This is a genomic window from Gilvimarinus sp. 1_MG-2023 (assembly GCF_030548285.1).
In genome coordinates, this window is sequence record NZ_JAUOSC010001461.1 from 1 (window position 1) to 248 (window position 248).

At 52.4% G+C, this 248-nt stretch carries 1 protein-coding gene; it reads left to right on the top strand.

What is annotated here, in order from left to right:
• Positions 1 to 26: 26 nt before the first annotated feature.
• Positions 27 to 248: hypothetical protein (locus Q4563_RS21670; RefSeq protein ID WP_303606001.1), on the top strand; the 222-nt coding region annotated here is incomplete at its 3' end.

Consider the following 248-nt stretch of genomic DNA (forward strand, 5'->3'; position numbering starts at 1 on the left):
GGATGAGCCTGTTTATGAATATGCATATGAGCATGGACTATGATGGCAGTTATCTGATTCCGGCGTTATTGCTGCGGGCGTTAGGGCAGCCGTTTATCATGGTGCCGCTGTCATTAATGTCGGCAGCGGCATTACCGCCGCAGGATGTTGCTTCGGCGTCGACGTTGTTTAACGTGATGCGTAACCTGGGTGGAGCGATAGGTATTGCTGGCCTGGCAACCCTGTTGCAAAAACGCACTGACCTGCAT